This window comes from Kaistia dalseonensis (assembly GCF_030814715.1).
Lineage (GTDB): Bacteria > Pseudomonadota > Alphaproteobacteria > Rhizobiales > Kaistiaceae > Kaistia > Kaistia dalseonensis.
Map to the genome: position 1 here is coordinate 896,107 of NZ_JAUSVO010000001.1, position 20,054 is coordinate 916,160.

Consider the following 20,054-nt stretch of genomic DNA (forward strand, 5'->3'; position numbering starts at 1 on the left):
TGAGCGCCGCCTAGCGGGACCAGGTTCGGTCGAGCACATCGAGCCAGTTTTCATAAGCGATGCGACGGATCAGTTCGTCGCCATAGCCGTGCTCGCTGAGTGCATCCCAAAGCCTCGGCAGATGCGAGACATCCGACAGCGCGCTCGGCACGACGGCGCCGTCATAATCGGAGCCGAGCGCAACACCCTTCTCGCCGAGCCGTTCGAGCATCGCGTCGAGATGGCGGATCATGACGCCGATATCGGTATTCGCGTCCATATGGCCGTCCGGCCGCAGGAATGCGGTGGCGAAATTGAGCCCGACAACGCCGCCGCTGGCCCGGATCGCCTCGAATTGCCGATCGGTCAGATTGCGCGAGACCGGGCAGATCGCATGTACGTTGCTGTGGCTCGCGACCAGCGGCGCATCGCTCAATTCGGCGACCTCCCAGAAGCCCTTTTCATTCAAATGCGACAGGTCGATCATGACGCGCAGGCGGTTGCACGCCCGGATCAGCGCCCGCCCCGTGTCGGTGAGGCCGGGGCCCGTGTCGGGAGAGCTCGGAAAGCGCATCGGCACGCCGTGGCCGAAGATATTCGACCGGCTCCAGACCGGACCGATCGAGCGCAGGCCGGCGGCATGCAGCACATCGAGCATGGCGAGATCGGAACCGATCGCCTCGGCACCCTCGATATGAAGCACGGCGGCGAGCGCGCCGCGCGCATTGGCGGCGCGAATATCCGCTACGCTGCGACAGATGGCGAATGCACCGCCTGACGCCGCTTCGATGCGGAAGAAGATCGCGGCCATGGCGAGCGTCGAGGCCTGGCCCTCCGCCAGCGTCAACGGATCGGGGAGCGGCAGGTCGTAGCCCTCACCCTGCATCTGTTCCATGAAACCCGCCATCGCCGCCGATGGCGGGAAGATCGCGAACAGTCCTCCGGCGAGACCACCCTGCCGCGCGCGCGGCAGATCGATATGCCCGCCGGCGCCCCCTTCGAGAAATGACGGAATCGCAGCATCGCCGCCTTTCATATAGAGGCGCAGCAACGCGTCGTTATGGCCGTCAAAGGTGGGGATCGGCGCCTTGGGCATGGTCTGAGACAGGCTTTCGAAGAGGGGATGAGGCGGGTCGGGAATCTACCTTAGGGCCGAGATTACCAGCCGGGTACCTTGGCGGCGCGATTTTGAATGATTTCTGCCGGGAGCCACTGCGATGACCGACGGCTGGAGCCGCCCGATGCGTGGAAATGTTCCAGCTCTGCGCATGGATGAGCAACACGAGGGATGGCTCATGGCGTGCCGTGAGGGGAATGCCGGCACGTGCGCTGGAGGTCTATGCAACGCTTCGCCAGACGTGGCGGCAAGATGGCTGTGCCAGGCGTTGGGCCGGGGTGGCGCAATCGCATCACCTCGGACAGAGGTCAGGGGTCGGAATGGACGGCCATATTCGACGTCATTTCGGTCATTAGCAGTTCCTCCCGGAAATCCCGAAAGCGGCCATCAATCGCCATGAGGCTGCATCGGCCTCTCACCGCTATTCGGCCGTTCTCGCGCACAGCTGGAGGTTTCCACGCTGGCGAGAACGAGAAAACTTCTATAGCGATTGTTAGTTGGTGATGGAGAATTACGGGGATGGTGAGATACTTCGCTTATGCAGAGAGCATCCGGTCGGTGCTAGGTTAGAGATGACGTACAGCTTTGGTGCGCTCTCTCATCTTGACTTCGAAGATTTGTCACGGGATTTGATTGGCCGGGAGCTCAACATTCGCTTTGAGGCTTTCGTGTCAGGCCCGGACGGCGGGATAGATGGCAGGCACGCGCAAGGCACCGACAAGATCATCCTCCAAGCGAAGCACTATGTGGCGTCACGCTACTCTGATCTAAAACGTGCAATGAAAAAGGAAAGAGCAGCGATCGATCGTCTAGCGCCGACGCGCTATATACTCACCAGCTCTTGCGGATTGAGCCCAAAAAATAAGGCTGAGCTTGCGACCATTGTTGGCGCGTCACTCCAAAGCGAATCAGACATATTTGGACCAGGTGACCTCAATAGCTTGCTGCGCCGTCATCCGGAAGTGGCGAAGTCACACGTTAAGCTTTGGCTCACGCAAACCGCGATGCTTGAGCGCGTGCTTAACGCCGCTGCCCATAGCTTCAATGACATTACTCGCGAGGAGATAGTTGAGAAGCTCAAGGTCTACGCTCCAAACCCCAGCTTCGATGCCGCGCGGGGTGTATTGGAAAGCCAGCACGTGGTCATCATTTCTGGGCCTCCCGGCGTCGGTAAAACGACGCTGGCTGAAATGCTGGGCTATGCGTATCTCGCCGAGGATTGGGAACTCGTTGCTATTCGCAGCCTTGACGATGGCTTGGCGGCGATCTCGGACAGCCGGCGACAGCTCTTCTACTTCGATGATTTTCTTGGCCGAGTTGCGCTCGACAAGAACGCCTTGGCCAAGATGGATTCCGACCTCGCTCGGTTTATCACGCGCGTTCGGAAGTCAAAAAATGCCCGCTTCATCCTCACGACTCGAGCTCCAATTTTCGAGGAAGCAAAGCGGCATTCCGAACACCTTGCAGACCGGCGGCTAGACATCAGCAGATATTTACTCGATGTCGGCATTTACACACGCCGAATTAAGGCCCGCATCCTTTACAATCATCTCTCGACTACTGGTACACCGCGGTCACACGTCGTTTCGCTCATCGATAGCGGTCTGATCACAGAAATAGTCGATCACAAGAACTATTCGCCTCGGCTCATCGCACAGATGACCGAAGGAAGCCGCATATCAGACCTAGAGCCTGCCGCGTATCCAACGGCCTTTATCGCCGCGCTAGACGACCCTTCCCAACTCTGGGATATTCCGTTCCGCAAACATATCCCTCGGACCTGCCAGCACCTTCTACTGACCCTGTTCTTCTGCGGGGAATTCTGGGTTCCAATTGATACCCTAAGTGTTAACTATGCTGCGTATCACGCTGCGCTGAATGCTCATTTCGGCACAGCGCATGACCCCAAAGATTTCGAGGAATCTCTCCGGATACTTGAGGGCGGCTTTGTGAAGATTTCTGGCAGAAGCGTGATGTTTGTAAACCCTTCCGTGCGGGATTATCTTCTGAACTACCTCGACGATCATATTCTGCTGAATCTTGCGGCCAAGGCGTCACTTCGAACAGACTGGACGCAAGCAGTTTGGGAGCACGCGAAGCGCATAAGCCCTCCATGGACCGTGCCCGCCCCGCCCGAACGCGCCGAATTGGCTCGGAGCTTTCTGCCGGTCGCCGAAACATTCTTGACGCAGCCCGTTCGGGTCAGAATCAAGACAGAACATGGCGTTTACCTCCATCCGCATGGACTGTCGAACGTCGACCGGGCGGAACTGCTGATAGATTGGTGGTTCGCCAGCGGCGAAGAGCGATTTTTGGCGCTCCTTCACAGCCTCCTATCGAACCCGATCGACGGATGGGATCCTTGGCGTGACGGAGAAGACCTTATTGCCTTGATCGGGAAATTTCGTGGACCGGGATATTTCGACGAACTGCCTTCTCGTGAAGAACTGGCGAACATTCTCGTGACAGGCGCCATCGCGATGATCGAGAGCCATTCGCTCAACTCGGAAGACCTCACCAAGCTGTCTGATGCCTACGAGGAATGGCCAACGGCGGTGACCGACGAGATGAATACGACCCTTGATGCAGCGATAATAAGGCAATTTGACGAGCTGGACGAAACGCTACGCGGCATGGAATCTGAATCGACCGTGGATGAGTACCTGGAAATGCTGGACAAGCTTGGTGCACGCGCGGGGATACCAAAGTATGTCCTCTCCAGCGCCGCCGAGGCTGCTGAAGAACGTAAGGCGGTGATAGAGCGTAGGAGCGTTGTTTCTCATTCTCCATCGCTGAAAAATGTCGGTGCCCAAGCAAACGATGACTTTGACGATTCCGCTCTCAGGAACCTATTTGCACCACTTCGTGAAGGCCGATTCTAGCACTAGACAGTCGAAAAACTCCCCTAACAAGACAAACGCTGCAACGCAGCTTAGCGGTCTCGTGGCAAAACGCTACCAGGCCGAACTCCACTTAACTCGGACATTCGCTCGCTTCTGACGCTTTGGGTCGATCGGCCATCGGGGGTATCGCTTTGGGTGCCCGCAGCTCTTCGTTTCCCCTGCTGCAGTTGCAAGCTGAGTTCGCCTTTGTCGTCCTGCAGTTCATGGTGAAGCTCGAAAATTCTGCTGCCTGCCTCCCAATGGTTTCAAAGGGTTAGGCGTGGTAGAGAGTGGCCAAAGTGGCCTTTGGCACAAAACTGATGGTTCGGAGCAGTTTTGGAATACCATGAAAAATCAATATTTTAGCGGTCAAAAGATCCTGGCCGTGGCGCCTATGATCGACTGGACGGACAGACATTGTCGGTTCTTTCATCGGCAGTCTTCGGCGCATGCCTTGCTCTATACGGAGATGATCGTCGCCGAAGCCGTCCTGCATGGCGACAGGCAGCGGCTGCTCGGATTCAGCGAGCAAGAGCATCCCGTGGCGCTGCAGCTTGGCGGCTCCGATCCGGCCAAGCTTGCCGAAGCCGCCAGGATCGGCGCGGCTTTTGGGTATGACGAGATCAATCTGAACGTGGGCTGCCCTTCGGATCGTGTGCAATCCGGCACGTTTGGCGCCTGCCTGATGCGTGAGCCGGCGCGCGTCGCGGGCTGCGTCGCGGCGATGAAGCAGGTTGTCGACATACCGGTGACGGTCAAATGCCGCATCGGCGTGGACGACCAAGATACCGAGACAGCGCTCGACGAACTCGCCGACCTCTGCGTTGCCGCCGGGGTCGATGCGCTCTGGGTCCATGCCCGCAAGGCGTGGCTGCAGGGCCTGTCGCCGAAGGAGAATCGCGAGATCCCGCCGCTCGATTATGAGCGCGTCTATCGGCTCAAGGCGCGTCTGCCGAACCTCTTCATCGGCATCAATGGCGGGATCAGGACGATCGGCGACGCCAAGGCGCATCTTTCTCATCTCGATGGCGTCATGATCGGCCGCGCCGCCTATCAGGAGCCTGCCATCCTCGCAGAGGTCGATCGCAGCTTCTATGGCGAGACGGCGGCCCCGATCAGCGCCGGCGCCGTGCTGGAGCGGATGATTCCCTATATCGAGGCTGAACGCGCCGCCGGCACGCCGTTGCACCATATCGTCCGGCACATGCTCGGCCTCTATCACGGCCAGCCGGGCGCCCGGCGCTTTCGTCAGATCCTGACTGTCGAGGGCGCTGCTCGCAATGCCGGGGTCGAGGTCATCCGACAGGCGATGGCCGCGGTCGAGGCGGCGGCGACAGCCTTCGCCGCATGAGACAGGCAAATTTGCCTGCAACGCACTTTATCGCCGGCACGCCGCGCGCTAAGGAGTGGATCGGCATTAATAAGTATACCGCCTTTTCCGGGGCACCGTCCCCGATCCGATCTGGATGCGTCCCCTCATGAAAATTCGCGGCTTTTCGATCGACGGCTTTCTCATCTCGCTCGTGGCGATTGTGGTCGTCGCCATCCTCGTCCCCGGACCCGGCGCGACGGGCGGCGTGCTGCACATGAACCTCGTTGCGACCTATGGCGTCGCGGTGATCTTCTTCCTCTACGGCCTCACATTGGCGCCGGAGAAGATGAAGGCCGGCATCAGGCACTGGCGCCTGCATCTGGCCGTCCAGCTCGGCACGTTTGTTCTGTTCCCGATCGTCGTGCTCGTGCTGGGGACGCCGCTCAAGGGCTTCCTGCCGCCCGAGGTCTGGATCGGTTTTCTCTATATCGCGGCACTTCCCTCGACCGTTTCGTCCTCGGTCGCGATGACGTCGCTTGCCCGTGGCAATGTCCCTGCCGCGCTCTTCAATGCGACGCTGTCGAGCCTGATCGGCGTCTTCGCCACCCCGCTGCTGATGGCGTGGTTCCTGTCGACCGCCGGCCAGTCGCTGCCGCTTCTGCCGGTGATCGGCAAGGTCGTCCTGCTCGTCCTGGTGCCGATCGTGCTCGGGCAGATCGCCCGGCACTGGCTCTATGGCTGGGCAGCGCGCCATATCAAGGCGATCCGGCTGGCCGATCGCGCGATCATTCTGGCGATTGTCTATAATTCCTTCTCGGATTCGATCGTAGAAGGCGTCTGGCACGGCCATGACGCCATCCTGATCGCGGAGATCGTCTTCGGCGTCGTGGCGCTCTTCTTTATCGTCTACGGGCTAATGCTGATCCCGTGCCGGCTGATGGGATTCGATCGGGCCGACACGGTGGCTTGCGTCTTCTGCGCGTCCAAGAAATCGCTGGCGACCGGTGTGCCCTTGGCGAAGCTCATGTTCGGCGCGAGTCCGGCGCTCGGCCTGATCATCGCGCCGATCATGCTCTACCACTTCTGCCAGCTCGTCATCGTCAGCGTAATCGCCAACCGCCAGGCGAAACTGGCGGCGCTCGAGGACGCTACCGTTGCGACGGCGTAGAGCATCGGACCGAAAAGTGGGACCCGGTTTTCGGGTCGATCCGATGCGAATACGAAGAGAGAGATCGCCTCTTTGCGTCCGGTAGGACGCATGGCGATCTAGATCACTTCATCGTTTCACTGAAACGATGAAGTGATCGATCTATTTGTTTTGGCACTTTTCCTTCACGCGAACCGGTGCCCACCTCGCCCGGAAGCGCTCTGAGGCATCGGACCGATAGTCGGATCCGGTCTTGGGGGCGATCCGATGCCAGCACGGAGGGGCAAATCGCCGCGCTGCGGCATGGCGATCCAGGCCGTCATCAAGGCGGCCCGCAGCGCCATCAGCTCTTCGGAGCGGCCGGCTTCGCAGCTGGCGTCGTGGCGGCCGGTGTTGTGGCCGCCGTCGAGGATTTGACCCATTTGAAGAGATAGTTGGACCCGTATTTGCGCGTGATGACCTGCTTGTCCATCGTCTTGGTGTAGGCCGTGAAGACGAAGTTGTTGATGGAATAGCTGGGATAGGTCTTCAGCGGGACGGTCTGACCGTCGATCGTAAACGGGTACGGGCAGGACTTTCCCTCGCCGATCGCAAAGGCCGTGACGCTGGCGGCCTTCTTGTTCCATTGCGTGATCGGCTTCCCGGTATGGTCGGAGTTGAGCAGCAGGCAACCCGTACCGTCCTTGCCGATCTGGACGAGCCGGAACCCGTCCTTGCTGACGGCCGCCGGCTCGCTGGCCGCTTGTGCCAATCCCGCGGTTGCGAGAATGAGCGCCGAGGCAAGAGCTGCGCGAACGCTCATTCGCCCTGAACTGACCATGAGGTACCTCCTAGATTGATCGTGACGGTAGATGCTGCCCGAGAGCGACAGCCAGGCAAACGCAGCCGATGGTGAGTGTGCTGACCCCTATTCCACCTGAGCGGGAGGCTGATGCGCGCGACCCTGATCGCCGCTCCGACCCGCCTCGTGTTGCAGTGCGAAGTAAACCATAATTCGATGCCGCTCCGCATCAGTCATAATCGACCAATTGGCGATTTGTTCGAGCGAGCGGCCGCATCCCTTGCAAAGCCCGGTGGCGGGATTGATCACGCAGACATGAATGCAGGGGGAAATCATGCGAAGGCCACCAGCCCGAGCAGGAAGGCGATAGCGCCCGCCTGTTCCGCGGCGCCCAGCGTATCGCCGGTATGGCCGCCAATCTGTCGGCGGCAGAGCGATTCGAACGCATAGGTGGTGAGCGCTGTCGCTGCGAGGGCCACCAGTGCCGCCAGCGGTCCGGCGGCGATCGTGCCGAATGCGAGTCCGATGACTGTCGCGATCAGGACGGCCGCCCAGGTGGTATCCTTGCCCGGACGGCCCGTGGCTTCCGCCAGCCCTTCGAATCGCGCCGACGGCAGGCTCGACCACGCATGAACGATCGCGGCGCGCCCCACGGTCTCGGCAGCCATGAGTGCGACAGCGGCCGCCCATGGCGCGTAGGGAAGGAACGCCGCCACCAGGGTCACCCGCAGCATGATCGAAAGCACCAGCGCGATGGCGCCAAATGTGCCGATCCGGCTGTCGCGCATGATGTCGAGCTTCGCCACGGCGGTCTGGCCGCCGCCAAAGCCGTCGGCGGTATCGGCAAGGCCATCCTCGTGCAGCGCGCCCGTGAGCAGGATCGTGACGGCAACGCCGATCAGGGCGCTGGCGAGCGGCGGAAGGCGAAGGGCATCGGCCAGCAGAAGCGCCAACGCGCCGATCAGGCCGACGAGGAGACCGACGAGCGGGAATGTCCGGGCGGCACTCGAGAAATCCGGCTTCTCGTCTGGCGCGCCGATGAACCCAGCCGGCAGTCGCGTCAGAAAGGCGGTCGCACTCAGGAATTCGCGGCCGACTATCGTTCGCTGCAGGAAGGATGCAGGTTCTGCCATGATGAGCACTCCATTGCTGCAAGCGTGGCCAGAATCGGCGGCCGCCTTGCGGTCGGCTGAGGGAGGTTTATAGATCGCGCTCGCGGTCGCCTAGCGGCGGCCCGGCTCGATCTTCCAACGAAAGCCCGCACGATCATGCTTCGCTCCGCCTCAGCCCTGCCTTTCGACGATATTCGCGCCCTTGTTGGCGAAATGCCTGGTCCGGACGAGACGGCCGCACTGGCAATCCGCGCGCGCGAGGCACAGCTGACCAAGCCGGCCGGGTCGCTCGGCCGCATGGAGGAACTGGCGGAATGGCTCGGTGCCTGGCAGGGCCGCAGCATGCCCAGCGTCAACAGGCCGCTCGTCGCGATCTTCGCCGGCAACCATGGCGTGGCCGCGCGCGGCGTGTCCGCATTCCCTCCGGCTGTTACCCAGCAGATGGTCGAGAACTTCGCGGCTGGCGGCGCTGCGATCAACCAGATCTGCATCGCCCATGATCTGGGCCTCAAAGTGTTCGATCTCGCCCTCGACATTCCAACGGGCGACATCACGGTCGAGGCCGCGCTCGACGAGGCCGGTTGCGCCGCGACGATGGCGTTCGGGATGGAAGCGACGGCCGGCGGTATCGATCTCCTGATCCTGGGCGAGATGGGCATCGGCAATACGACGATCGCCGCCGCCGTATCGGCCGGCCTCTTCGGCGGTACCGGTTCCGATTGGGTCGGTCCCGGGACAGGTCTCGATGATGCCGGCATTCGGCACAAGGCGGCGGTGATCGACGAGGCGCTCGCCCATCATGCCGGTCATCTCGGCGATCCGCTCGAAGTGCTGCGCCGTCTCGGCGGGCGCGAACTGGCGGCCATTGCAGGCGCGGTTCTGGCCGCCCGCATGAGCCGCATCCCCGTGATCCTGGACGGCTATGTCGCGACGGCGGCTGCGGCCGTTCTCTACAAGCTCGATCCGTCCACGCTCGATCACTGCCAGTTCGGGCATCTTTCGGCGGAGCCGGCGCACGGCAAGCTGCTTGCCGCGATGGGCAAGACGCCTCTGCTCGATCTCGGCATGCGGCTCGGCGAAGGTACGGGTGCGGCACTCGCCGCCGGCGTCGTGAAGGCGGCGGCGTTGATCCATACCGGCATGGCGACCTTCGCGCAGGCCGGCGTCGCCGGAAAGTCCTGACCCGCTATCCGGCGGCTCGCCAGAGGTCGGCGAGACGCCTCGGCTCGGCAGCAGCCGGCTGCTGAGCCTCCAGCACGCGGGCGCTCGGGAAGCAGGCGATGGCCTCGGTGCCTTCGCCGAGCGTCGACTTGAGCTCGAACGTTCCGCCGTGCAAGCGCATCATGGCCTGCACGATCGGCAGGCCGAGGCCGGTTCCTTGCTCGGCGCTCTTGATCGCGATTGCGCCCTGACCGAACGCGGACAGCACGATCGGTATCTCTTCCTCGGCAATGCCGGGTCCGTTATCGCGGATCGAGACATATTGGCCGCCGCCTGCGGTCCATCCCGCCGTGACGGCGATCTCGCCGCCGGCGGGCGTGAACTTGATCGCGTTCGATAGCAGGTTCAGGACGACCTGCCGGATCGCCCGTTCATCGGCCCATAGGCGGGGCAGGCCGGGCTCGAAATTCTGCGTGATCCTGAGCCCTTTGTTCCGCGCTGCGAGGCGCACCAGATTTTCGCAGTCTTCGATCAGTTCGACCAGCGCGATCGGTTCTTCATGGAGCTGGTAGCGGCCGGCTTCCACGCGGGAGAGGTCGAGGATCTCGTTGATCAGCTTCAGGAGATGCTCGCCGCTTGCGTGGATGTCGCTCGCATAGCCGCGATAGGTGGCGTTTGGCATTGGCCCGAGCACCTCGTTCTTCATCACCTCGGAAAAGCCGAGTATGGCGTTGAGCGGGGTGCGTAGCTCATGGCTGATCGTGGCGAGGAAGCGCGACTTGGCGAGGTTTGCCTCCTCGGCGCGACGGCGCGATTCGTCAGAAACGGATTTCGCCGTCATCAGGTCGGCGATGAGCTGATCCTTCTCCGCGCGGAACCTCAGCATGCCGAGCGTTGCCTCGTAGAGCCGTTGCGACAGGACCAGGAACACGATCTCGCTGCCGATCGAGAGAAAGCTCAGCGCGAGATAGATCATGTCCTGCCGGACGGCAAAGAGCACCACCATGGTCAATGCGATCGGGGCGGTCGCAAGGAAAGAGGCGAGCGGCAGGCTCGACGCCAGCAGCGTGCCGACGGCGAGAAGCGTCAGCATGGTGGCGAATTGAAAGATCTCTATCCCGCTGCCCTGGGCGGCTGCGGTTGCGAGCAGCAGCGCGATCCAGACCAGTCCGTTGACGAATTCGAGCGCGGTGAAGACGCCCTGCCAAGCGGCGACGTCGACACGGTTGGCTGGCGTATTGGCCAATCGCCGGCAGATGATCGCGGTGCCAAACTGCGCGACGAGCGCCGTAGCTGCCCACCCAGCCATGACGGGCCGTGGCAGCCAGGCCGATCCGACGAGGCCGACCAGCAGCACCAGGAAGGGCAGGGCATAGGCCGCAGCCAGGCGTGTTGCCGCAAAGTGGCGCAGCAGTTCAAGGTCGAAGCCCGCAGCCGGATCGCTCGCCATGCGGCGTCGTTCGTGCTGTTCCCGCGCCGTGCGTGCGACCGCGCGGCGGCGCTCGGCACGATCGCTGCTCATCACGCTCGTCTCGCTTTCGTCGCGCGCCGGCTCCGGCTGCATGCGGCTCATCCTGGGGGCAGGGCAATCCGCAGCGACACTAGTCGATGAACCTTTAAGAACCGGTTTGGAAGCGAGAAGGTCAGATCTCGGTCCCATTGATATGCGCGGATTGACAGCGCGCGGCGATTTCGGCACATGTCATAGAATATTATTCTGAATTGGCTCGAGTGATCTCGGCGTTTCAGGAACGTGATACTCTCTAGTGCCCGAAATCGGGCAGGGACTTGCGCCATGATCGACAGGCTCGACCGAAAAATCCTCCAGATCCTGCAGGAGGACGCAACTATTCCCGTCGCCGAGATCGGCCGGCGAGTCGGGCTTTCGACGACGCCGTGCTGGCGGCGGATCCAGAAGCTGGAGGAAGACGGCGTCATTCAGCGTCGCGTGGCCGTGCTGGATCCGAAAAAGGTCAACGCCAAGGTGACCGTCTTCGTCTCGATCACGACGAGCCAGCATAATGAGGAATGGCTGAAGCGGTTCGCCGAAGTCATTCGCGACATGCCGGAGGTTGTCGAATTCTATCGCATGAGCGGTCAGGTCGATTACCTCCTGCGCGTGGTGGTCCCCGATATCGAGGCCTATGACAGCTTCTACAAGCGGCTGATTGCGCGGATCGACATTGCCGATGTTTCGTCGGCCTTCGCGATGGAGCAGATCAAATATGCGACGGCGCTTCCGCTGAACTATGTCGTGCTCGAGAAGGACAAAGGCACGGTCTAGCGATTGGCTGGTCGAGGTCGGCGAGACGCCGTGATCTGGATCAATGACAGCCTCTGGCTGCCATGATCCGTCGGCTTGTCGTGCCTTTGCGGAGAGTTGGTGGTCATGGAGCGGGATCTGAAAGTGCGTTCGAGCACGGTGTCATCGGATGATCGGGCCGGGACGGCGTCGATCGATGAGACGGGCATTCGCAAGCTGGTCTATGGCTTCTATGACAGTGTCCGTGGCGATCCGCTGATCGGGCCGGTGTTCGAGCGTGAGATCGAAGCCGATCAATGGCCGGTGCACCTGGCCAAGATGTGCGATTTCTGGTCGTCGGTGCTTCTGCGCACGAGGCGCTATTCGGGCCGGCCGATGGCGCCCCATCTCAGGATGGAAGGCCTCAGCGACGCGCATTTCGAGCGTTGGCTGACGCTGTTCCAGGCGACGGCGCATCGCGTTTTCGACGAGGAGGGGGCTGCGGTGGTCATGGCCTTCGCCGAGCGGATCGCACAGAATTTTCGCCTGTCGCGCGCGCTGCACCGGGGCGAGGACACGACCCGGATGAAGCCACTGCGCGTCGGCGTCTAGCTCAGGCTCAGGCCGAGCGCATGTGGCGCGTCAGCCTGTGCTCGATCTTGTCCCAGAGACGGCGGATGATCTCGACCATGGCGAGATAGAGAACCGCGGCCCAGAGATAGACCTGAAAATCGAACGAGCGGGAATAGGCGAGGCGGGTTACGCCCATCAGGTCGAACACGGTCACGATCGCCGCCACCGAAGAGCCCTTGATCATCAGGATCAGCTCATTGCCGAGAGGACGGAGCGCGATCAGGAAGGCCTGTGGCAGCACGATCTTGCGGAATACCTGTCGGTCCGAGAGGCCGAGCGACATCGCCGCCTCGCTCTGGCCGCGCGGGACCGCCAGGATAGCGCCGCGCAGGATCTCTGCCTGATAGGCGGCCGTGTTGAGCGAGAAGGTCAGCACGCAGCAGAAGAAGGCATCCTTGAACAGCCACCAGAGCCCGATCGCTTGAAGTTCGGGGCGGAACTGCCCCGCGCCGTAATAGACGAGAAAGGTCTGCGCCAGCAGCGGCGTTCCGCGGAAGAAGTAGACGTAGCCGAAGCAGAAGCGCCGGATCCAGCCGCGCTTGCTCATGCGTCCGAGCGCGAGCGGAACGGAGAGCAGAGCCCCGATCGCGACGGAAATTACGACCAGCTGCAGCGTCACAGCGAGGCCGCTCAGCATACGGGGGCCATAATTGGCCAAGAGGTCCCAGTTCATGCTGTCTTCCTCAGGCCGCGATTGGACCATCGCTCGATCGCGCCGATGCCGAATGACGAAATGATCGACATGGCGAGGTAGATCAGGCAGGCGATGCCGAAGAAGAAGAACGGTTCCTTGGTGACGCGGACAGCGATCCCGGTCATCCGCAGGAGATCATCGAGGGCGATGACCGAAACGAGCGAAGTATCCTTGAGCAGGATGAGCCAGAGATTGGCGAGGCCCGGCAAGGCGAGTCGGACGAGCTGCGGGATGATGACGAGACGGAGCGTGGCTGCCGGACGCAGTCCCAGCGCATAGGCCGCTTCGTATTGGCCGCGCGTGATGTTCCTGAACGCGCCGAGAAAGACCTCGGAAGCATAGGCAGAGAAGACGAGGCCGAGCGCAATCATGCCGGCGACGAAGCCGCTGACCTCGATCGCGGTGGTGCCGTCGGAGAGCAGGCCGGCGATCCGCTGCAGCAGGATCTGTCCGCCGAAATAGACGATGAAGATCGTCAACAGCTCCGGCAGCCCGCGGAAGACCGTGGTGAAAATATTGCCGAACGTCTGGGCGAAACGGTTCTCCGACCGCTTGGCGAGCGCGACGACGAAGCCGACCGCCAAGCCGAAGGGCAGCGTGGCGATCGCCAGGCGGATCGTCAGCCATGTGCCCGCGAGGAGCTCATCACCCCACCCGTCGGGTCCGAAACTCAGCAGCCTCAGAAGGTCCAAGCCTTACGTCCCTGTGCGCGCGCCTCACGATGGGCCTTGAGTTCGCCCCGATCCATTATCGGGAGCCGGGGCGAACCGAGGCCTGGCAACGCGACCGCCTCAATCCTTCCAGATCGAGAAGTCGAAGTATTTGGCGTTGAGCTTCGCATAGGTGCCGTCGGCCTTGATCTCCTCGATGGCCTTGGAGATCTGATCGCGCAGATCGGTATCGTCCTTGCGGACGGCCGCGCCCACGCCGCCGCCGAGCGGCACGTCGGCGCCGACCTCTTCGCAGCAGGAACCGTCCTTGGTCTTGAGCCAGTCCGTACCGACGACCTTGTCGACCAGCAGCGCATCAATGCGGCCGGAGATCAGGTCGAGATTGACCTCGTCCTGGGTTGGATAAAGCTTGACGTCGAAGTCCTTGTAATTGCTCTCCAGATATCCCGACTGGATGGTGGAGGACTGTGCGCCCAGTGTCTTTCCCTTGAGGCCGGCAGGGGAGTTATCCGTGATCCCGGAGCCCTTGACGGCGAAGAAGGCCGACGGGGTGTTGTAGTAGGCCCGCGAGAAATCGACGACCTTCTTGCGCTCGTCGGTGATCGACATGGACGCGAAGATCGCGTCGAACTTGCCGGCCTGCAGCGCCGGGATGATGCCGTCCCAATCCTGTGCGACGAAGGTGCACTCCGCCTTCAGCTTCTCGCACACCGCCTTGGCGATATCGATGTCGAAGCCCTGCAGTTGCTGGTTGGAGTCTATGAAGTTGAAGGGCGGATAGGCGCCTTCAGTTCCGATGCGGATCGTCTTCCAGTCTTTCGCTTCCGCGCCCAAAGTCGCGGCCAAGATCGCCGCTGCTGCGAGCGCAATCCGTGTGGCAAAACGCATGCTGACTAACCCTCTGGTGTCTCTTTCGCCTGCCCAGCCCGGACCGGCGCCCCATTGCTAGCATCACGACAGTGGCTCGCACAATGCAAGCCGCAGTCGTTGTGTGTGAAATTTGCTAACTGATTGGGCGTGGCGCGAAAAGCGTCAGGATCGGTTCTTGTCCGCAGCGCGCATTTCCGCTTCGGCGAGTTGGTCTGGCGAGTTGACGTTGAAGAAGGGATCGAAGTCCGGCGCGTCGGTGGCGAATTGCACCACGGTGAAACCCTGCGCCGAGAGAAATCCACGCACGCCCTGGCTCTTTGCCGTTTGTCGCCATTCGGCCAGCCGATCGGCGAGGGTCAGCGGCCAGAGGCCGACGACGGGATGATCACGATCGCCCGAGGCGGCGATGGCGATCATGGGAAGGCCGCCACGGGCCATGTCGAGCGCGCGAACGAGGTCCTCCGGAATGAAGGGCGTATCGATCGGGACGGTCGCAATGAAGGCCGGGCGCGTCGGCAGGGTCTCGGCCCAGCGCATGCCGGCGAGCAGGCCTGCCAAGGGGCCGGTATCGGGCCGGTCGTCGGCAAGTATGGGAAGGCCGAATTTGGCGAAGCGGCTCGGATCGCCATTGGCATTGATGGCAAGCGGCCCGACTTGTGGCGCGAACCGGCGCACGATGTGATCGACCATGGTGGCGCCGGCAAGGGGGGCAAAGGCCTTTTCATGCCCCATCCTGCGTGACGTTCCTCCGGCGAGAACGAGGCCTGCGATCGTCATCGGCTCCAGCGTCTGTTGAGGAGCATGAATGCCCCGCCTGCAATGAGCCCCCAGAATGCCGCGCCAATCCCCAGAAAGGAAAGCCCTGATGCTGCAGTGACGAAGGTAACCATCGCCGCATCCCGCTCTGCGGGAACAGAAACGGCGCCGGCGAGTGCACCGCCGAAGGCGCCGAAGAGCGCCAGACCGGTCGCAGCCTGGATCAGCACGGGCGGCGCCACGCTGACGAGGGCGGCGGCGAGTGTCGCGCCAAGCCCGAGAAAGAGATAGGCGACGCCAGACGCCATCGACGCGATCCAGCGCCGTCCCGGATGGGGATGCGCGTCCGGCCCGGCGCAGAGCGCGGCCGTGATCGCTGCGAGATTGATCGTGTGTCCGCCGAAGGGCGCCGCCAGGATCGAGGCGATGCCGGTTCCGACGAAGACCGGACGGATTGGCGGTTCATAGCCGTTGATCTTCATCACGGCGATGCCCGGCAGGTTCTGCGAGGCCATCGTGACGATGAAGAGCGGGATGCCGAGCGAGATCAGGCCGGACAGCGTGAACTGCGGCGAGACGAATGTGATCTCCGGCGTGACGCGGCCGAGCGTCCAGCCGCCTTCGGGCAGCGTCCAGACGATGAGCGCAACGGCGGTCGCAACCGCGGCCGGCACGGCCCAGATGCGCTTGATCCGCCCGACGAACGCCCAGACGAGCACGACCGGAATGGCGAGCGCCGGTTCCGCGCCAACGGCCTTGGCTGGCGCAAGGCAGAGGCTGAGCAGGATGCCTGCGAGCATGGCACTGGCGAGCACGGAGGGTATCGACGATACGAGGCGCCCGAACGGCTTGATCAGGCCCGCCGCGACGATCAGCAGCCCCGCGATGATGAAGGCGCCAATAGCTGCGGGATACCCGCCATGGATGATGCCCGTCGCGGCAAAAAGGACCGAGCCGGGCGTCGACCAGGCGATGCTGATCGGGATCCGGTAGCGCCAGCTGAGCAGGATCGAGAGCAGGCCCTGCGCCAGACAGATGGCGAGCAGGCCCGATGCCGCCTGGGCCTGCGTCGCGCCGACTGCCACAAAACCCTGCAGGACGATGGTGAAGACACCCGCGAAACCGACGAAGGCCGCGATGATTCCGGCGAGGATCGGCTGGAGAATGCCGCTGCGGGAGAGGCCGTCCGTGTCGTCGAAGGCTTGTGTCTGCATGTTCATGGCGGAAGGCTCGGCGATTGAAATCCAAGCCGGAATTGTTAGATTGGATCCAATCGACAGGCAATAGCCGGGCTGAGGGAACACCATGACCGAGACGCTGGCGGCGATCATTTCCTCGAGCGGGCCGCGCTACAGGACGGCAACCGAATATGTCGAGGCAACGCTGAAGCGCGCGATCCTGGACGGCACGCTGGCGCCCGGGACGCCCCTGCGCCAGGAAGATCTCGCTGCGACGTTCAAGGTGAGTCGCATGCCGATCCGAGAAGCGCTACGGCAGCTCGAGGCGCAGGCCCTCGTCGACTTCGAGCCTCATCGAGGCGCTGTCGTCGTCCAGATCACGCTTCAGGATGCGATGGACAATTATGCGATTCGTGGGGCGTTGGAGCCCCAGGCGCTCCGCCTGTCGATGCCGCATCTCACGGATGAGGACTTTTCCATAGCCGACGAAATTCTGTCCGAGATCGACCAGGAGAGTGATCCGGGGCGCATGGGGGAACTCAATCGACGGTTCCACATGACCCTCTATGCGCAGGCGGGCCTGCCTCGGTTGATAGCGCTGACCGAACAACATCTGGCGACAGCCGATCGCTATCTCCGGTTTCACCTGGCCGCGGTCGGGGACATGGGCCAGGATGAGCATCGGGCATTGCTCGCTGCCTGCCGCGGACATGACGAGGCGAAGGCGCTAGCCGTGCTGGCGACGCATCACGGGCGCGCCGCAGCGGCGCTGCAGGCGTTCTTTCGCGGTCGCTCCGATACCTCCCTGTGAACGAGGTCACAGCGGCGCAGGAACCAAATCGCGGATGAACGATTGTTTTCGTGAGGCTGCACGGCAAGTGGCACTGTGGGCCTCTTTGGAGGATTGTGCATCATGTCAAAGATCATCATGGCGGCCCTCGCCGCGTGCGCGATGATCCCATTGGCTGCATTGCCGGCTAATGCGGTCACGAAGTCCCAGGCGCAGACGATCTGCGTCAACGCCGCTGCCGCGAAGTACAGCGAGCTGCGCGGCAATGTTCAGGTCCGCGAGACGCGGGCGCGGAAGTCCGGCATGGAAGTCCGCATGCAGATCAAGGGGCAGGAGATGAACTGCCTGCTGACCAGCAGTGGCAAGGTCAAGTACATCAACTGACGCTCAAGACGGATCGCGACCGATCGCGGTTTGTGCGAGGAGGCGGCGCGTATTGCCGCCTCTCTTGCATGGCTGCGTTCGTGAGCCGGTTACGGTTCTGGCGACCGGTCTCTCGACCATCTGACCAGCGAATTCTGGAGCAAGGCCGGCGCGATGCCGGCCTTGCTCATTGTTTCAGGCTGCCAGTCCCCGCGCGAGATCCATGGCCTGGCGCTCGAACAGCCGACGATAGATGCCGTCATCGAGCCGCACGAGCTGATCATGCGTGCCCTCTTCGGCGATCTCGCCACGATCGAAAACGAGCAGGCGGTCGAGCGAGCGAACGGTTGACAGCCTGTGGGCGATGATGATCGCCGTCCGGCCTTCCATCAGTCGCTCCATCGCCTCCTGGATCAATGCCTCCGATTCCGAATCGAGGCTCGACGTGGCCTCGTCCAGGATCAGCACCGGCGTATCGGCCAGGAAGGCGCGGGCGAGCGCCACGCGCTGGCGTTCGCCACCCGAGAGCTTGACGCCGCGCTCACCGACCAGCGTGCCGTATCCCTTTGGCAGCCGCTCGATGAAGTCATGCGCGTTGGCGAGCCTGGCCGCCTCGACGATCTCCGACATCGACGCGCCGGGCCGCGCATAGGCGATGTTCTCCGCCAGCGAGCGGTGGAACAGGATCGGCTCCTGCTGCACGATCGCGACCTCCGCTCGCAGTGATGACTGCGTGACATGGGCGATATCCTGCCCGTCGATCAGGATCCGGCCGCCGGTCACGTCGTAGAGACGCTGGATCAGCTTGACGAACGTCGTCTTGCCCGACCCGGAATGCCCGACGAGCCCGATCTTCTCGCCCGCCCTGATCGTCACGTTGAAGTTCTCATAGAGCGGCTTGTCATGGCCGGCATAGTGGAATGTCACGTCGTCGAACCGGATTTCGCCGGCGCCGATCTTCATCGGCACGGCATCCGCCTTATCCTCGATGCCGAGCGGCTGCCCGTTCATGGCGACCAGTTCTTCCATGTCGTTCACCGAACGCTGGAGATTGCGGATATGCACGCCGACATCGCGCAGATAGCCCTGCAGCAGGAAGAAGGACGTCAGCACGAACGTCACGTCGCCGGGCGTCGCATTGCCCTGCCACCAGAAGAGCAGCACCGCGCCGATGATCGCGCCGCGCAGCAACACCAGCAATACGGCCTGAGCCGTGCCGTTATTGGTGCCGCGGATCCAGGTCCGCCGTGTCCGCGAGCGCCATTTGTCGACGACGAGCGCCAGGCGGCCATCTTCTCGATCCTCCGCGCCGAAAGCCTTCACGACCGCGTTGCAGGAGATGGCGTCGGCCAGCGCGCCGCCGAGCTTGGTATCCCAGGCGTTGGCGAGACTCGCTGCCGGCGCGACATAGAAGAGCGACAGCGCCACTGTCATGCCGACATAGAGCACCGAGCCGAGCGCGATGATCGCGCCCATGGCCGGCCAATAGGAGCCGAGCAGGATCGTCGTTCCGACCAGCATGACGAGCGAGGGGAACAGTGCTATCAGCAGCGTATCGTTCAGCAGATCGAGCGCCCACATGCCACGCGTGATCTTGCGCACGGTCGAGCCCGCAAAGGCATTCGCATGCCAGTTGGTCGAAAAGCGCTGCACGCGATGGAACGCATCCTCGGCGACCTGGCTGATCATGACCAGCGTCAGCCGGATGATGCCGAGAAAGGCAAGGTGGCGCAGCACGGCCATCGCGATGCCCAGTACCATGATGATGCCGAAGGATTTGAGCGCCGCGTCGAGCGCGGCCTCGCGATCCGACGTGCCGCCGGCGATGGCATCGACCAGCCGCCCCGCATAAAGGGGCAGCATAACGTCGGCCAGCGTCGCGAGCAGGACGGCAAGCGCGATCAGTCCGATGACGACCGGCTGAAACCGCCAATGGGCAAAGGTGAAGCCGAGAACGGCCGTGAAAGCATTATCGTCCTTGCGCCCGGGCAAGAACTGACGACGAAAAAGGGCCATGATGCCGATCCGGACGCGCCACGCGCGGACCCGGTCCTCAGATCAGAGACAGAAATCCGGCGAACCGAGCGTCGCAAAGCAACAAAACGGATCGCGGCGAAAGTTGTGGGAGTGGGAACGGCGGGTTCTTCATGAACCCCGGATCAATCCGGAGCGTGACCCGCTGGTCGTCCGAACTAGGCCTGGCGTGCACCAAAGGCCGGGTGAACCGGGGCGACGGTCAAAAGCATCGATGCCATGCAAGTCCTCCCGCGTTCGGAGTTGATAGTCCGTCGCTTATAGGCGGGGAGGATCGCTTTGCCAAGATGGCAATGAGGCGAAAAGGAATGGCTGTGTTGATTGCGTCACAG

General features: G+C 62.5%; 19 protein-coding genes. 8 read left to right on the forward strand and 11 right to left on the reverse strand.

All coding sequences use genetic code 11. From position 1 onward, the window contains the following. Nucleotides 1-10: 10 nt before the first annotated feature. Entirely contained in the window at nt 11-1,075 is a 1,065-nt protein-coding gene (locus tag QO014_RS04070; protein WP_266347349.1) for a dipeptidase, read from the reverse strand. Between the two features lie 593 nt (nt 1,076-1,668). Between QO014_RS04070 and QO014_RS04075 the strand changes: the two genes are divergently transcribed. From QO014_RS04075 to QO014_RS04085, 3 genes are all read left to right on the forward strand, one after another. Continuing rightward, complete coding sequence (locus QO014_RS04075) at nt 1,669-3,978, forward strand: ATP-binding protein (protein ID WP_266347350.1); 2,310 nt, start codon at nt 1,669-1,671, stop codon at nt 3,976-3,978. 346 nt (nt 3,979-4,324) lie between these two features. Beyond that, nucleotides 4,325-5,329, forward strand: coding sequence for a tRNA dihydrouridine(20/20a) synthase DusA (dusA, locus tag QO014_RS04080; RefSeq protein ID WP_266347351.1), 1,005 nt, complete (start codon nt 4,325-4,327; stop codon nt 5,327-5,329). Nucleotides 5,330-5,456: 127 nt separating this feature from the next. Continuing rightward, on the forward strand, nt 5,457-6,458 hold the full coding sequence (locus QO014_RS04085) for a bile acid:sodium symporter family protein (protein WP_266347352.1): 1,002 nt from the start codon (nt 5,457-5,459) through the stop codon (nt 6,456-6,458). 322 nt (nt 6,459-6,780) lie between these two features. Here QO014_RS04085 and QO014_RS04090 read toward each other — a convergent pair whose 3' ends face one another. The 3 genes from QO014_RS04090 to cobS all read right to left on the reverse strand — a co-directional run bounded on the left by QO014_RS04090 (nt 6,781) and on the right by cobS (nt 8,351). Then, the gene (locus QO014_RS04090) at nt 6,781-7,239 is read right to left on the reverse strand and encodes a hypothetical protein (protein WP_266347353.1); all 459 of its coding nucleotides are present in this window, start codon (nt 7,237-7,239) and stop codon (nt 6,781-6,783) included. Between the two features lie 105 nt (nt 7,240-7,344). Next, on the reverse strand, nt 7,345-7,554 hold the full coding sequence (locus QO014_RS04095; protein ID WP_266347354.1) for a DUF1289 domain-containing protein: 210 nt from the start codon (nt 7,552-7,554) through the stop codon (nt 7,345-7,347). Continuing rightward, nucleotides 7,551-8,351 (reverse strand): adenosylcobinamide-GDP ribazoletransferase, encoded by an 801-nt coding sequence (cobS, locus tag QO014_RS04100; RefSeq protein ID WP_266347355.1) that lies wholly within the window; start codon nt 8,349-8,351, stop codon nt 7,551-7,553. The genes QO014_RS04095 and cobS overlap by 4 nt, the downstream gene beginning before the upstream one ends. Nucleotides 8,352-8,486: 135 nt before the next feature. Here cobS and cobT point away from each other — a divergent pair, with 135 nt between their 5' ends. Beyond that, nucleotides 8,487-9,512 (forward strand): nicotinate-nucleotide--dimethylbenzimidazole phosphoribosyltransferase, encoded by a 1,026-nt coding sequence (gene cobT, locus QO014_RS04105; RefSeq protein WP_266347356.1) that lies wholly within the window; start codon nt 8,487-8,489, stop codon nt 9,510-9,512. Nucleotides 9,513-9,516: 4 nt separating this feature from the next. On the opposite strand, the gene QO014_RS04110 is transcribed toward cobT, so the two are convergent. Beyond that, complete coding sequence (locus tag QO014_RS04110; protein ID WP_307257527.1) at nt 9,517-11,055, reverse strand: sensor histidine kinase; 1,539 nt, start codon at nt 11,053-11,055, stop codon at nt 9,517-9,519. A gap of 234 nt (nt 11,056-11,289) precedes the next feature. On the opposite strand from QO014_RS04110, the gene QO014_RS04115 reads away from it, so the two are divergent. Together QO014_RS04115 and QO014_RS04120 are read left to right on the forward strand one after the other, a co-directional pair. Beyond that, nucleotides 11,290-11,775, forward strand: a complete 486-nt coding sequence (locus tag QO014_RS04115; protein WP_456077694.1) for an Lrp/AsnC family transcriptional regulator — start codon at nt 11,290-11,292, stop codon at nt 11,773-11,775. 123 nt (nt 11,776-11,898) lie between these two features. After that, the gene (locus QO014_RS04120) at nt 11,899-12,345 is read left to right on the forward strand and encodes a group III truncated hemoglobin (protein WP_266347358.1); all 447 of its coding nucleotides are present in this window, start codon (nt 11,899-11,901) and stop codon (nt 12,343-12,345) included. A 7-nt stretch (nt 12,346-12,352) separates the two neighbouring features. Here QO014_RS04120 and QO014_RS04125 read toward each other — a convergent pair whose 3' ends face one another. The 5 genes from QO014_RS04125 to QO014_RS04145 all read right to left on the reverse strand — a co-directional run bounded on the left by QO014_RS04125 (nt 12,353) and on the right by QO014_RS04145 (nt 16,577). Further along, on the reverse strand, nt 12,353-13,039 hold the full coding sequence (locus QO014_RS04125; RefSeq protein WP_266347359.1) for an ABC transporter permease: 687 nt from the start codon (nt 13,037-13,039) through the stop codon (nt 12,353-12,355). Then, nucleotides 13,036-13,752 (reverse strand): ABC transporter permease, encoded by a 717-nt coding sequence (locus QO014_RS04130; protein WP_266347360.1) that lies wholly within the window; start codon nt 13,750-13,752, stop codon nt 13,036-13,038. Before QO014_RS04130 ends, QO014_RS04125 begins: the two co-directional genes overlap by 4 nt. 99 nt (nt 13,753-13,851) lie before the next feature. Beyond that, a complete protein-coding gene (locus tag QO014_RS04135) occupies nt 13,852-14,619 on the reverse strand; it encodes an ABC transporter substrate-binding protein (protein WP_266347361.1) in 768 nt (255 codons plus the stop codon). A gap of 144 nt (nt 14,620-14,763) precedes the next feature. Beyond that, nucleotides 14,764-15,378 carry a molybdenum cofactor guanylyltransferase MobA gene (mobA, locus tag QO014_RS04140; RefSeq protein ID WP_266347362.1) on the reverse strand — a complete coding sequence of 205 codons (615 nt, stop codon included), beginning with the start codon at nt 15,376-15,378 and terminating at the stop codon, nt 14,764-14,766. Then, entirely contained in the window at nt 15,375-16,577 is a 1,203-nt protein-coding gene (locus QO014_RS04145) for a benzoate/H(+) symporter BenE family transporter (protein WP_266347363.1), read from the reverse strand. The genes mobA and QO014_RS04145 overlap by 4 nt, the downstream gene beginning before the upstream one ends. Before the next feature lie 85 nt (nt 16,578-16,662). Between QO014_RS04145 and QO014_RS04150 the strand changes: the two genes are divergently transcribed. Then, entirely contained in the window at nt 16,663-17,346 is a 684-nt protein-coding gene (locus QO014_RS04150; RefSeq protein WP_266347364.1) for a GntR family transcriptional regulator, read from the forward strand. Between the two features lie 102 nt (nt 17,347-17,448). Beyond that, nucleotides 17,449-17,709 (forward strand): hypothetical protein, encoded by a 261-nt coding sequence (locus QO014_RS04155; RefSeq protein WP_266347365.1) that lies wholly within the window; start codon nt 17,449-17,451, stop codon nt 17,707-17,709. A gap of 174 nt (nt 17,710-17,883) precedes the next feature. Here QO014_RS04155 and QO014_RS04160 read toward each other — a convergent pair whose 3' ends face one another. Then, nucleotides 17,884-19,704, reverse strand: coding sequence for an ABC transporter ATP-binding protein (locus QO014_RS04160; RefSeq protein WP_266347366.1), 1,821 nt, complete (start codon nt 19,702-19,704; stop codon nt 17,884-17,886). Nucleotides 19,705-20,054 lie beyond the last annotated feature (350 nt).

Coding starts and splice junctions, on each gene's coding strand:
- QO014_RS04070 (WP_266347349.1), bottom strand. CDS start 1,075: ATGCCCAAGGCGCCGATCCCCACCTTTGACGGCCATAACGACGCGTTG.
- QO014_RS04075 (WP_266347350.1), top strand. CDS start 1,669: ATGACGTACAGCTTTGGTGCGCTCTCTCATCTTGACTTCGAAGATTTG.
- dusA (WP_266347351.1), top strand. CDS start 4,325: ATGAAAAATCAATATTTTAGCGGTCAAAAGATCCTGGCCGTGGCGCCT.
- QO014_RS04085 (WP_266347352.1), top strand. CDS start 5,457: ATGAAAATTCGCGGCTTTTCGATCGACGGCTTTCTCATCTCGCTCGTG.
- QO014_RS04090 (WP_266347353.1), bottom strand. CDS start 7,239: ATGAGCGTTCGCGCAGCTCTTGCCTCGGCGCTCATTCTCGCAACCGCG.
- QO014_RS04095 (WP_266347354.1), bottom strand. CDS start 7,554: ATGATTTCCCCCTGCATTCATGTCTGCGTGATCAATCCCGCCACCGGG.
- cobS (WP_266347355.1), bottom strand. CDS start 8,351: ATGGCAGAACCTGCATCCTTCCTGCAGCGAACGATAGTCGGCCGCGAA.
- cobT (WP_266347356.1), top strand. CDS start 8,487: ATGCTTCGCTCCGCCTCAGCCCTGCCTTTCGACGATATTCGCGCCCTT.
- QO014_RS04110 (WP_307257527.1), bottom strand. CDS start 11,055: ATGCAGCCGGAGCCGGCGCGCGACGAAAGCGAGACGAGCGTGATGAGC.
- QO014_RS04125 (WP_266347359.1), bottom strand. CDS start 13,039: ATGAACTGGGACCTCTTGGCCAATTATGGCCCCCGTATGCTGAGCGGC.
- QO014_RS04135 (WP_266347361.1), bottom strand. CDS start 14,619: ATGCGTTTTGCCACACGGATTGCGCTCGCAGCAGCGGCGATCTTGGCC.
- mobA (WP_266347362.1), bottom strand. CDS start 15,378: ATGACGATCGCAGGCCTCGTTCTCGCCGGAGGAACGTCACGCAGGATG.
- QO014_RS04145 (WP_266347363.1), bottom strand. CDS start 16,577: ATGAACATGCAGACACAAGCCTTCGACGACACGGACGGCCTCTCCCGC.
- QO014_RS04150 (WP_266347364.1), top strand. CDS start 16,663: ATGACCGAGACGCTGGCGGCGATCATTTCCTCGAGCGGGCCGCGCTAC.
- QO014_RS04155 (WP_266347365.1), top strand. CDS start 17,449: ATGTCAAAGATCATCATGGCGGCCCTCGCCGCGTGCGCGATGATCCCA.
- QO014_RS04160 (WP_266347366.1), bottom strand. CDS start 19,704: ATGGCCCTTTTTCGTCGTCAGTTCTTGCCCGGGCGCAAGGACGATAAT.